Below are 12886 nucleotides of genomic sequence, written 5' to 3' on the forward strand. Positions count from 1 at the left end.
AAATAGTGCAGCTACAACTATCGTTGCAGTCAATTCTTGTAAATCAGCATCTCGGCTTCCGACAGGTAGTCAGATGCGACGAATTCATCAACAGCCTCAATGACCTGAGCCAATCGACCGTCACCTTCCCGCATGACCGTTTCAAAAATCTCATCGGAACGTACGTTCTTGGTCGCATAGGCAATCATTGATCCCCAGGAATCGAAATAACTACTCTGGTTAAGGCGCGACAAGCGATGGTGAACAAAGTAAAACTCATAAATTTTGTTGAGTTCCCTTATGTCCCCCAAACCATCCAGATCAAGCAGCATTCGCCGATACATATCTATCGATTTCGCGTGCCAATTGAATTCATATGCAATATGGGGGTTATAACCCGCATTGATCACTTTAAAACCGAGCAATGGAAGCTCGTGACCGACGGAACCATAGCAGGTGAGGATGTATCCGACACCTTCGGCCTTCAACTGATGCCATGAGGTATTGGGGTTGATGAGCTTGATACGCGGATACTTCTCAACCAGATCCTGGATCACCTTTGCAGTACCGGGCAGAAAATCCCGATGCGTCTTGATGTACCACTCATAATCGGTCTGCTCAGCCAGCGTGCCAAGAAAACTGATCCACTCGTAAAAGTCCGGAAACAACATCCCGCCATAGGCCCGGGGATTGTCAAAGAAACAATGGGTGGCAATGACAATCTTCTTTTTCTCAGTGGCCGCCGTCTGCCGATCAATGAAATCGCTGATATACGCACTTTTGGAGGAGTACGGCATGTTAACACCCACTGCCCCACCAAGACGCTTGCTGAGTTGCTCCTCGGCCCAGCGAATGCCGGCCTCTTGACTCCCCTTATCCAGCTGAGAGAAATACTCCGGATACTTTGAAAACTCGGACCATTTTTGATCCGGCCCTAGTGTCCGCTTCAGATCATGAGCATTGGCCAAATAGACGGGGACTTCATTTTTCCAAGCAATTTTCGCCAGGATACCCATCTGTATATAGATGTCGTGGGACAACACCGCACCCAGCACATTGTGCTGCTTGAAGAAGTCTTCAAAGAATACGAAATACCCAATTGCGACATAGATCAGGTATTGGCAAAGGAATCGATCCAACTCCGCCGTGGGGCGACTGAACGTCCTCAGATAGGACTCGTATATTTCATCACCGATCTGAACCCCGTTGATTGAATAGGAGAACAAGTCCTCCTTTGTCTTCAACGTGCGCAGGGCTTCCATATATAGCTGTCGATGCCGACGACGTTGCTCCGCCTGAAGGTCAATCACCACATGGCCATTGCATCCAAACGATGCATAAACCTTGTTCACCCAGGGGGAACGGCGACTATCTCCATAGCTGAGCAGTTCTGCGTCACATCTTGCAGCTAACCGATTGGCCAGGACCCCGTTAGCCACTACCCACACGGGAATGGGGAAGCAATCCATAAGGATGACCCCCTTACTTCCGCCCCCGGCTGCGCCCAGATTCCTCTTGTTGAACTCACAGTATTTTTGGGTCACCTCCGAGGCAGCCCATACCGCCTCAGCCTCATTGGGCTTACGTCTACGCCATGCATTTTTCAACTGAACGTACTGATCAGCCAAGCGCATGGCAATGTAAAACGAATAATGGCGTAAAAACTTCAGACTGCTTTTAACCGACCACATCAAGAAAACTTTCAAAAAGGATAAGGCGAACCTACCGGTTAATTACATCGAGGCCTGAGAATCCCGACGGGCTACCAACTCCGACAAAGACTCAATTTCTCGGTGAGGAAGGACGCAAGGCCGCCCGCCAGGAGGAATGGCCGAAACAACCCGACGACCGGCAATTAATGCCACCGCCATTGCCATTGATTCGCACCCCACTACCACATCGCTCTCCATTATCTCGCGTATCAGCGGCATGCCGCCGCCCAATCTTGCCAGCGGCTGCATTTCGGCTATCAGTGAGTCGTACTTTCCCACCGCCTCAGCTGGGTGGGGGCGAATAACGAGAGATTCAACATACCCCCCGAGAGCAGTCACGCCTCCATGCAGATAACGAATGGCGTCAAATTCTGTATACCCCCACTGCCGCGGATTCCCATGGGCCAAGAGTGCATGCTCGCTGATGGGCTCGCTCACGAAGAGGACACGCAGCCCCCGCCTCGCGGAGCCCCCCCTCACCTCTTCGTAGCAAAGGGAGAATTCATGCTTCATATCCTCAAAGTAGGGATTCATAACCAGCATGACTTCAATATCCGGGAAAACCCGGCTCGCCACCGCTTTAGCGTAGTGGTCGCCGACCAAAATAGCATCTGGCAGATGTTCTATCCCAGTACGAATAAAACGTTCCCGATAATTGACCCAGTGATCGAGGAAAGTCACCACACGTTTGCCTGCCTGGCGCGCGGCGCCAATAGCCCGCCACTCGAGATCAGACTGCCAACTCGAACCGGTCAGTACCTCATCGCAAGCTTCGATGGCATCAACGAGGGAAGAACAAGCCACCGCACCCAAGCGACGTGTGAACACCTTCCGAGCAGGGCCCTCCAGCACAAACAGCCAGTCACCGCCTTCTCGCACGACATAACTGGCCAGAATCTCGGCCCCGCCAGCGTCATGACTCACGACACAGCGCATCAGTTCGATACCAACCGTTCAATATCCTGGCGCAGCAGACCATACTCGACGACGTCCACCCATTGCCCATCAAGGTATAGGTGGGCTTTACGCCGCCCCTCCTCCCTGAAACCGAGGCTCAGGGCCAGACGTTGCATCCCCAGATTGGTGGCTGCGGTCCCACAGAAAATCCGGACCAGATTAAGTTTGTTGAAGCCGTGTTCAATCAGGCATTGGCCCGCCATCCTGCTCACCCCCCGTTGCCAGTGGCGACGATCCCCCAAAAGAATGGCGAATTCCGCATGTTGATTGATACTGGAAATGCCCTGCAGGCTGATGTTGCCGATATGGCCGTCCTGATCGTGGCAAATGGCCCACACCAACTTGTCGGCGCCATTCAAGGAATCGTAGAAGGCGCGGAAATACTCACGGTTCCGCGGATACTTGCCGTGGGAGTTGTAGCGGCAAACCTCCTGATCTTCAAACCAAGAAAGGTAGGGACCGTCCAGGTCCGTTTCACGGAGAGGACGGACAAAATATGAGTCACCAAGGCGGTAGATCATTTCAGCGCCTCCAGATTGGCCCAGACCTTGTGGAAGGCGGCGACAATGAGATCCACGTCGGCTTCACTCAGGTCGTGCAGGCACATGGCAAAGCCCAGGAAAGACGACTCATGCAGCTCTTCAGCCACCGGACAGACACCCTTGGCATAACTGACCTCACGCTTGCAGATTTCGGATGACCAGGGGAAGCCCCTCGAGCCATAAGCAATTTTCTTCTGGTACATGGGCAGCATATGTACATTGACATAGCCGGCAGCGAGTCCGGCAACGCCTTCTGCAGTGAGGGCTTCGACAATTCTGGCCCGGGAAACTCCAAGCTGGGCAATGTCTAGCACCATGGGGTACACATAATAGACATGGGTACAGCCCTCGCGCACCTTGGGCGTCCGGAGCCCGGGCAAGCCTGCCAGCCCTCGGTTTAGGTATTCGGCGACCCGCTGACGCCCCTGGACCAGCGCTTCCAGCTTGTTCAACTGACTCAGGCCGATGGCACACTCGATTTCACCGAGACGAAAGTTGTAGCCAATCATGTTGGCCAGGTTGGTTTCGCCCATGGGGCCGACCACGGCTTCGGCGTGATTGCGGATCAGGCGCAGACGGTCGGCGATCCTGTCGTTATCCGTAACCAGGATGCCGCCTTCGCCGGTATGAATGTGCTTGTGATAGTTGAGGCTGAAGCCCCCCACATGGGAAACGGTACCCGCGTACTTTCCCTTGTATAGCGCCCCAGGAGCCTGAGCCGTGTCGGTGATAACCTTCAGATTATGGCGACTGGCTATCTCCATCAGGGCATCAATGTCCGCAGACTGGCCAAAGATGTCCACCGCCATGATGGCCTTGGTCTGGGGAGTGATATTGGCTTCAACGGAGCGGGGGTCCAGGCAGAAGGTATCGGGCTCGATATCGGCAAAGACCGGAATGGCATTCCAGTGCAGGATGGCTGTCGCGCTTGCACACATGGTGAATGGAGAAACGATGACTTCGTCCCCCGGTTCGATATCCAGCGCCCCAACGGCGGCGATCAGCCCGGAGGTCCAGGAATTGACCGTTATCGCATGCTTGACGCCGAAATAGGCCTCGCACTTACGCTCAAACTCCCGCACCCTGGGACCACCAAGGAAGTCTTCACCCCAGGCACCGATGAACTGGGAAAGAACCCCGCTTTCCACCACGGCTTTGGCCGCTTCCACCTCTTCCTGGCCGATCGGGTTGTAGCGGACAAAGGCCCGATCAATTGCTTTGGGGCCGCCAAATAGGGCCAGTGCATCCGTGTTCGATTGAGTGCTCATAGGGAATTTTTGATGGAAGTGAGATGTTCGAGGGCGCCCAAAGCCTCCTGCCCGGAGCACAGGCAATGCTGTTCTCCGCTCAAGGCCAGCTTCAACTGGTCGGCTACAAGCCATTGAATGCGCGCCAGATGGCTGGGGATTTCATGCTCCACCCGGTCCAGGACCGTATAGCCGCTATTGGTCGGGCTCGGCACAGCCGGCTGCCAGACCAGTTTCCAGCCCCCCAGGTCGTAGCGCAAACGGCCGGAGGGGGAAACCAGCTCAGCGGTGTAGTGGGAATAATCCTCTTCCCGGGCAGCCAGGAAATGGATGCGTCCCCGGGCAAAGCTCAGTAGCAGGTCGGGCTCCGGATCACCCTGCCAGTCGCGCCCCGGTGCCACCACCTGGGCGGAAACCAGGTCGCCCAGCCAATACTGCATCAGGTCGAAAAAGTGGGAACCGTTATGCAGCAGGCCTTTGGAATACCAGACAACCCCCTTGAGGGGCGTGGATATTTCACCTGCATCGATACGCCGCCGCACCTCCTGCACCGCCGGGTCGGCACGCCGGATGTAATTGACGAACAGCTCGCAGCCGGCCGCCTGACAGGCGGCTACGATCTCCCTGGCTTCTCCGATATCGTGGGACAGCGGCTTCTCGCACAGAATGGCCCGGGGACGGGAATGCTCCAATACCTGGTGCACCAGGGAGCCATGGACCGCAGTCGCTGCCGCAATAGCGACCACCTCCGGCTGGCAGGCCGTCAACAGTTCGGGAACAGAGGCACAGGCCGGACACCCGTAGGTCTCGGTCATTTCCTGGCAACGCGTCCGGTCCGGATCCATCCCGCCGAGCAGGCGGAAAGCCGGATGTATGGCAAATGCCCGGGCGTGGGTGAAGATGAACCCCTCGGAACTCGACGGCAAGTCCGAAGTAAGACCGATCCTTCCCAGACCAATGACAACGGCGCCCAGACTCACACATTCTCCCTGCCACATTGCGCCGGGGCGGAGGGCCGCCCCGGCCTAAAGGTGCAAGTTTACCGGAGTCACTCGAAAGAATCAGGGGTAACCGGTGTATTTCGCATTATTTTGCGTGCTGCCCGGCGTCCCAGGACACTATCCAGGTGCTTCGGTGCCAGCCCGAAGCCGGGGCGAACGCTGCGAACAGCATCCACGCCAATTATCTCGCCAGCATCAAGATCCCGGACATAGTACAAGGAGCGGCGAAACTGGGCATTGCCCTGCTCGCTGGACTTACGCCCGTAATCCACCCGCCCCAGGGCCTCCCATGCTGTACGCGCGCCCTGGCACAGCGCCGCCAACTCCGGCGGCTCCAGGGAAAAGCTGTCATCTGGACCGCCACCAAGGCGGTCCAGAGTGAAGTGTTTCTCGATGATGCAGGCCCCCAGCGCCACGCTGGCAATGGCGGTCGTGTTATCCAGTGTGTGATCTGAAAGCCCCGTCACCAGACCGAAACGCTCCATCATGTCGGGGATGGTTCGCAGGTTATAGTCCGCCGCCGGCGCGGGATAGCCGCTGACGCAATGCAGGATTGCCAGTTGCTGACAGCCCCCTTCGCGGGCGGCCGCAATGGCCTCGGCGATTTCTTCCGCATCGGCCATGCCGGTGGAAATGATCATCGGCTTGCCGGTCGACGCCACGTAGCGGATCAAGGGCAGGTCGACGGCTTCGAAAGAGGCGATCTTGTAGGCAGGTGCGTTCAAATCTTCCAGCAGATCCACCGCAGTGGGATCGAAAGGAGTACTGAACACGGTGATGCCCAGCTCCCTGCCACGCTTGAACAGGGGCGCATGCCATTCCCAGGGCATATGGGCCTCTTGGTACAGGTCATACAGGCGACGCCCATCCCACAACCCGCCCTGAATGACGAAGCCCTCGCTGCTGCTGTCTAGGGTAATGGTGTCAGGCCTGTAGGTCTGCAGCTTGACGGCGTCGGCCCCAGCCTTCTGCGCTTCCTCCAGGATACGCAATGCCGTTTCAAGGCGGCCATTGTGATTGGCGGAAAGCTCGGCAATCACATAAGGGGGAAACGTGTCACCGATGGCACGACCATCGATACGAATGACTTCCTTACTATTCATCCTCTGCACTCTCTGTTCTGCAACACCACTCCTGCTCCAAGAGACCAAAGCAGATCAGGTCATGGTATTTGCCGTCAATTTGATACTGCTGCCGCAACGCTCCCTCCTGCTGGAAGCCAAGAGATAGGTGAAAGCGGATGGAAGCCGTATTAAAGCCCAGCGCCTGACCACACACCTTATGCAAAGCCAGGGAGTGAAAGGCGTACTCAAGCGCAGCAGCCCCCAACTGCCTGCCGGAACCACGGACGGCCTCCGGTGCAGTATAAAATCCCCAGTCGGCTGCCCCTGCCTTTGAGACACCGGAAAAGCCGACGAAACCAAAAGGACCGCCCTCGTCTTCAGCAATCAGCAGGGCACGGGATGCATCGGCATGAACTTTCTCAAACCATGCGCGATGCTCGGCAAGAGTTATTTCATGCTGGGTCAGCATAAATGTCCGCACCTCCGGAGAGTTCCGCCATACTAGGACCCGCTCCAGATCACCCTCATCCATGGGGCGGACAGTGCACTTCGATTTAGACATCGTTATCGGCAATTATTCTGGCCATCCTATCGGCGCCGCTACCATCGGTTATCTGCAGGCACGCTTCCCGCATTGCCGCATGCTGCTCAGGGCATAGAATCTGCGAGAGCTTCCCGGCGAAGTCACCATCGGAAAAGTCATTATCCAACAATAGGGCCGCACCTGCCGTAACCAAGGCGGTGGCGCCATCCCGTTGATTGTCGGCAAGAACCATCATCAAGGTCGGCAGACCAAGGCAACAGCGCTCCCACGCACTACCTCCTGCGGCGCCGATAGCGATATCACTGCCAGCCACTAAGTCAGCCATATTGGACACTCCGACCAGAACCCGGGTGGCACAGGGCATTTTTGCGGCCATTTCCTCAACGATCCGGCGCCATGGAGCATGGACTCCCAGCACCACGGAGATGGTAGAGCCCTCGGGCAAACCACGATGAGCCAAAGCGTTAAGCATGCGGGTCGTGATGTTGTCCCGATCCACCCCCCCCATAGCAATCAGTATCCGGGGAGCCTCTCCGCCATATCGACGCACGACACCGAGAGCCCTCCTAGCGGCGAAATCCGGCCGGAGCAGGGCAAACTGCGGACCAACGAGCAGCCGACATGACGCAGGCACCAGGGAAGAATAATCCTGCGGCGAACGGCCAAGGTTCTGGTCAAGCAGTACGGTGCAAGAATGAGGACGATCAGCCAGATCATCAACCACCATCAAGTGACGGCATGAGGACTGAAGCTGCGATTCCCACCGGGCGTCCAGTCCATAATGGTCGACCACCAGCCAATCTACAGAACCGGCCCCCAACGCGACTTGGGTTTGTTGTGCATCAAGAGCCCAGTCCGCGCCCAACCAGGAGAGGTGGGACGTAGAGGGATGAGGCAGGGGAGGCTCTTCCTGGTGACAACCTGGCAGAATCCGGATAGGAAAACCTGCGGCGCGTACAATTTCGGTCAAATTACCCGGATGCTCCCGGGAAATAAAGAAGACGTCGCATCCGAGAGCGCGCAAAGAGCCGGCCAACGTCAGGCAGCGCATGACATGGCCGGTCCCGATGATTAGGGAGGCATCGACGCGAAAAGCGACCCTCGCTGCGCTCATGCAGCCGTAGCTTGTTGTTGCGCCCTGAACATCCATTCGGCACGCTCCCAATCCTCAGGCGTGTCGATGTCTTGGACGCGGTGGCGCGGCAGAATCACTGGCGCCGCGTCCGGGGAAAAAATTGGCTTTCCGGCCAGCCAAGCATCGGCCCTCCCCCAATAGAATTGACCAGCATCATGAAATGCTTCTTCCAGATCCTGGGAGCGGGTGTGGAAATGCTCAGGATGGAACATTTCCACTCTGTGTTCCTTGGTGATGCGAATGGCCCGCTGAATTGGAAAGGCAAAACTGGTAACAGAGAAAGCGTAATCCGCCCCGGTATTCAGCAGCGTCTGAAAACCTGTTTGCAAATCCTGCGCATGCACGAACGGTGCCGTCGCGTAGATGCAGCAAACCTGGTCCGCCGCCTTCCCATTGGCCTGCTGCCACTGAACAGCGTGGGCAATCACAGGAATAGTGCCTGCATGGTCCCCCGAAAGCTCGGCTGGCCGAAAGAAAGGTACTTCCGCTCCCCAATCCCGTGCAACGGCGGCAATTTCTTCGTCGTCGGTGGAAACGATGATGCGGTCAAAACAGGTGCTCGCCAATGCCGCCTCGATGGACCAGGCAATCATCGGCTTGCCACAAAAGGTCTTGATGTTTTTCCGCGGGATGCGCTTGCTGCCCCCACGGGCGGGGATGACGGCGAGTCTCATAGATATTCCAGGTTCATGAACAGCAAATGACTGACAGCTTGCCCCTTCCCGGTCAGCTAGCCAGGGCCTCACTCAAGGCTTGAACAACCGCATCCTGGTCGTCCAGACTCATTCCCGGGTAGAGAGGAAGGCTGATGGCTTGCCGATAGTAGTCTTCAGCATGGGGGAAATCCCCCTCCCGAAACCCCATGTCCCGATAGAACGGCTGGGTATGCACGGGAATGTAATGGACATTGACACCGATTCCGCGACTGCGCAAAGCCTCGAAGACCTGCCGATGCCGCTCCGGCGACACTTCTCCCTGCAAGCATGCGATATAGAGGTGGAATCCGGAATAGCCGTCCGGATGCTGCCACGGGATGGAAACCGGCAGAGGGGCGAGAAGCGCATCATAGCGCCGGGCCAGTTCATGGCGACGAGCCACATAGGCATCCAACCGCTCCAGCTGGCTCACCCCAAGGGCCGCCTGCAGTTCGGTCATCCGATAATTGAAACCGAGGGCCACCTGTTGGTAATACCAAGGACCGTCAGGCTCGTGGGTCATTCGTGCCGGGTCCCGGGTGATCCCATGGCTGCGCAGCAAAGCCATCTGCTCGGCCAGGGAGGAGTCGTTGGTGAGGGACATCCCGCCTTCGGCCGTGGTAATGATCTTGACCGGATGGAAGCTGAATACCGTCACATCGCTAAAACGGCAGTTACCGATGTACTCATCCCGATATTTCCCGCCGATGGCGTGAGAGGCATCCTCAATGATCCTGATGCCGTAACGGCTCGCCAGCTCATGAATCGCCGCCATATCGCAAGGCTGCCCGCACATGTGGACGGGCACCAATATCTTGGGCAGACGCCCGGCCTTTTCCGCCGCCGCCAGCTTCGCTTCCAGTGCCCGGGGGCACATGTTGAAGGTGCGGGGATCGATATCGACAAAATCGACCTGGGCGCCGCAATACAAAGCACAGTTGGCAGAAGCGACAAAAGTTATGGGGCTGGTCCACAACCAATCACCAGGCCCCAGCCCCAACGCCAAACAGGCAATATGCAAGGCCGAGGTAGCGCTGTTCACTGCAACACCGTGGGCAGCTCCGACATGAGCGGCTACCCGTTCCTCGAAGCGGGGGACTACGGGCCCCTGGGTCAGGAAATCGGAGCGGAGAACCTGAAGCACCGCCTCGACGTCCCGGTCGGTGATTTCCTGGCGTCCATAGGGAATCATGGTCAGATGTTCCCGATCTTTTCCTGGTTGATGGCGATCCAGCGCTGCAGTTCCTCGATTCCCATCCACTCCGAATTATTGTCGCTGGTGTAGCTGAAGCCTTCCGGCACCTTCTTGCCATCCTTGATCCGGCCAGGACTCAAATGCCAGTTATGGATTGCCGGGAGTATCTTGAAATGCTCGGGGTATTCATAGGAATACAGGGCATCTTCTTCGCTGATCATCTGTTCGTGGAGCTTTTCCCCCGGACGGATGCCGACATATTTGAGACTGGCATTGGGAGCGATGGCCCGGGCCAAATCGGTCACCTTCATGGACGGAATCTTCTTGACGTAGATCTCGCCGCCCTCCATATCGCCGAAGGCGTGCCAGACCAGTTCCACCCCTTGCTCCAGGGAGATCATGAACCGGGTCATACGTTCGTCGGTGATAGGCAACACTCCCTTGTCCTTGATGGACATAAAGAAAGGGATGACCGAGCCGCGGGAGCCCATGACGTTGCCGTAGCGAACGACGGCGAAACGGGTGTCATGGCCACCGGCATAGGAATTCCCGGCAACGAACAGCTTGTCGGAGGCCAGCTTGGTAGCGCCATACAGGTTAACCGGACTGCTGGCCTTGTCGGTGGACAAGGCCACCACCCGTTTCACCCCCTTGTCGATGCAGGCATCGATGAGGTTCATGGCGCCATTGATATTGGTTTTCACGCACTCGAACGGGTTGTACTCGGCTGTCGGCACGATCTTGGTCGCCGCTGCGTGAACCACATAATCGATGCCATCGAGAGCCCGGTACAAACGCTCCCGGTCACGTACATCGCCGATGAAGAACCGGACCCGCTCGTCTCCGCCAAATTTCTTGGCCATTTCCCACTGTTTCATTTCATCCCGGGAAAAGATGACGATCTTCTTGGGGTTGAACTTGGCCAACGTCATCGGCACGAATGTGTTACCAAACGAACCGGTGCCCCCAGTGATCAGGATCGAAGTATTTGTCAGCATGGTGCTTCTTCTAGGAATTGGAGAGGATGTCTCGATAGGAGCCTACGCGGGCTACCTGCCCCTTTCCGAGCTCGACGATGATATTGCAACTATTAAGCGTATTCAGGCGATGTGCAATGATGAGCACGGTCGTATCGGCACCCAAGGCCTGAATCGATTCCATTACAGCCCGTTCGGTCTCATTGTCCAGCGCGCTGGTGGCCTCATCGAAAACGAGGACATCGGCACGCTTATACAGGGCGCGGGCAATGCCAATGCGCTGCCGCTGGCCGCCGCTTAAACGCACTCCGCGCTCCCCGACCCGGGTATCAAATTGCTCCGGCCACGACTGGATGGTATCCAGCAGTTGGGCCCGCAAAGCCGCCTCCCGAACACGTTCCATGTCTATCTCATCGACAGGAACGCCAAACGCTATATTGCTGGCGATGGAACTGTCTGCCAGGAAAACGCTCTGGGGCACATGGGCGATATGGGCTTGCCAGCCATTCCCGTTTTCCGCCCCAATGACCACCCCATCCACTGCCAGCGAACCTGAGGTTGGGGACAACAGTCCCATCACGATGTCCAGCATGGTGCTCTTGCCGCAGCCGGTTTCCCCCATCACCCCGACCCTGCTGCCCTTGGGTATTTCGAGCGACACTCCCCGGAGTACCCAGTCCGATTCGGGGGAATAGCGGAAGTACACGTCATCAAGCCTGATGTTCCGCTCGAATACCAGGGGGGGCACATCACCTTGCCGCGCATGTTCGGGCATGGGCTGCTCAAGCAGATCCAGCGTGTCCGCCAGGGATGCCTGATTGCTTCGAATGGACGACCAGGCCTGGAAACACTGCTGCAGCAGCGGCAACAGACGTTGCGCTCCAAGCGCCAGGGCACCCAGGACCGGCATGGCCGAGACAATCCCTCCATCGCCCTGCGCCAGGTTGTACGCCAGGGTTGCAATCAGCAGCATCCCCAATGCCTCCATGGCAAAACGGGGGCTCTGGGCAATGAAGGTGCTGTTGATCTGGGCCGCGCGCATGGACAAATCCGCTTTCCTGAAGGCGCCGCAGTACACATCCTGGGTCCTGTCGATCAGGACATCGCGAATCCCCCCAAGCCCCTCCTGCAGCGACTTGATCACCCTTCCTGCCTCGTCCGCCACCAGGCGGCTGTTACGGAACAACCGGCGATGGGTCAGCTTGATCACGCCACCGTAGATGACGCCGAATCCTGCCAGTGCCAGCAAAGAGGTAAACGGGTCCACTCCGATCAGGGTGACCAGTATCGCGGCAACCAGCGTGGCGGTACTGACGATGGTGACCAGGGGCAGGATCACATAGCTGCTGATTCCGCTCGCCTTGCTATAGACGCCGTTGATGATTTCGCTGCTGTTGCGGCTGGTATGAACGGCGTAAGGCTGGTACAGGGTCCGCCGGTAGACATCCAGGGCCAAATCTGAACCGATAGCATAGGAAATGTTGGTCTGCACCCAAACCAGCAACAGCCGCATACAGCCAGCCAGCACAATCGCCACAGCGAACAGGAGCGTAATGGGCAACAGCAACTGCCGGGGCTCCACCAATCCGAACAGGAAGGCGAAATACTGGCCGAGAGGATGATTGAAGACCCTTTCAGGCCCTGTCAGTACCGCCAGGAACGGGAAAATCGCGCCGATACTGACCATCTCGGCCAGGGCAACAACCATCATCAGCAGGATGAGAAGGAACAGCTGCCGCCGCTGGCCCTGGCCGATATGGGCCCACAGACGGGACAACAGGGGAAAGAGGGAATTGGCTGCGGCCATAGGCTAACGGAATCTGAGACTGCAACGGGAC

The 12886-nt window shown here is 57.3% G+C and carries 12 protein-coding genes; all 12 read right to left on the reverse strand.

The features are described from left to right. Positions 1–29 precede the first annotated feature (29 nt). Complete coding sequence (locus tag EV678_RS08055) at positions 30–1670, reverse strand: hypothetical protein (RefSeq protein WP_207222208.1); 1641 nt, start codon at positions 1668–1670, stop codon at positions 30–32. Positions 1671–1712: 42 nt separating this feature from the next. Then, positions 1713–2615: a hypothetical protein gene (locus EV678_RS08060; protein ID WP_207222209.1), complete on the reverse strand. Its 903-nt coding sequence runs from the start codon at positions 2613–2615 to the stop codon at positions 1713–1715. An 11-nt stretch (positions 2616–2626) separates the two neighbouring features. Next, positions 2627–3169, reverse strand: a complete 543-nt coding sequence (locus tag EV678_RS08065) for a GNAT family N-acetyltransferase (RefSeq protein ID WP_130459116.1) — start codon at positions 3167–3169, stop codon at positions 2627–2629. Further along, a complete protein-coding gene (locus tag EV678_RS08070) occupies positions 3166–4458 on the reverse strand; it encodes a DegT/DnrJ/EryC1/StrS family aminotransferase (protein ID WP_130459117.1) in 1293 nt (430 codons plus the stop codon). Before EV678_RS08070 ends, EV678_RS08065 begins: the two co-directional genes overlap by 4 nt. Further along, positions 4455–5417 (reverse strand): Gfo/Idh/MocA family protein, encoded by a 963-nt coding sequence (locus tag EV678_RS08075; RefSeq protein ID WP_165397473.1) that lies wholly within the window; start codon positions 5415–5417, stop codon positions 4455–4457. The genes EV678_RS08070 and EV678_RS08075 overlap by 4 nt, the downstream gene beginning before the upstream one ends. Before the next feature lie 68 nt (positions 5418–5485). Then, entirely contained in the window at positions 5486–6541 is a 1056-nt protein-coding gene (gene pseI / locus EV678_RS08080) for a pseudaminic acid synthase (protein WP_130459119.1), read from the reverse strand. Then, positions 6534–7064, reverse strand: coding sequence for a UDP-4-amino-4,6-dideoxy-N-acetyl-beta-L-altrosamine N-acetyltransferase (pseH, locus tag EV678_RS08085; RefSeq protein ID WP_328590243.1), 531 nt, complete (start codon positions 7062–7064; stop codon positions 6534–6536). The genes pseI and pseH overlap by 8 nt, the downstream gene beginning before the upstream one ends. Next, positions 7057–8196, reverse strand: coding sequence for a UDP-2,4-diacetamido-2,4,6-trideoxy-beta-L-altropyranose hydrolase (pseG, locus tag EV678_RS08090; protein ID WP_207222211.1), 1140 nt, complete (start codon positions 8194–8196; stop codon positions 7057–7059). The genes pseH and pseG overlap by 8 nt, the downstream gene beginning before the upstream one ends. Further along, positions 8157–8855, reverse strand: coding sequence for a pseudaminic acid cytidylyltransferase (gene pseF / locus EV678_RS08095; protein WP_130459121.1), 699 nt, complete (start codon positions 8853–8855; stop codon positions 8157–8159). Before pseF ends, pseG begins: the two co-directional genes overlap by 40 nt. Before the next feature lie 52 nt (positions 8856–8907). After that, positions 8908–10068, reverse strand: a complete 1161-nt coding sequence (pseC, locus tag EV678_RS08100; RefSeq protein WP_130459122.1) for a UDP-4-amino-4,6-dideoxy-N-acetyl-beta-L-altrosamine transaminase — start codon at positions 10066–10068, stop codon at positions 8908–8910. Between the two features lie 2 nt (positions 10069–10070). Then, positions 10071–11069: a UDP-N-acetylglucosamine 4,6-dehydratase (inverting) gene (pseB, locus tag EV678_RS08105; protein ID WP_130459123.1), complete on the reverse strand. Its 999-nt coding sequence runs from the start codon at positions 11067–11069 to the stop codon at positions 10071–10073. Positions 11070–11079: 10 nt separating this feature from the next. Beyond that, a complete protein-coding gene (locus tag EV678_RS08110; RefSeq protein ID WP_130459124.1) occupies positions 11080–12855 on the reverse strand; it encodes an ABC transporter ATP-binding protein in 1776 nt (591 codons plus the stop codon). Between the last annotated feature and the right edge of the window lie 31 nt (positions 12856–12886).

The sequence above is a fragment of the Azospira oryzae genome (assembly GCF_004217225.1).
GTDB classification, from domain to species: domain Bacteria; phylum Pseudomonadota; class Gammaproteobacteria; order Burkholderiales; family Rhodocyclaceae; genus Azospira; species Azospira oryzae.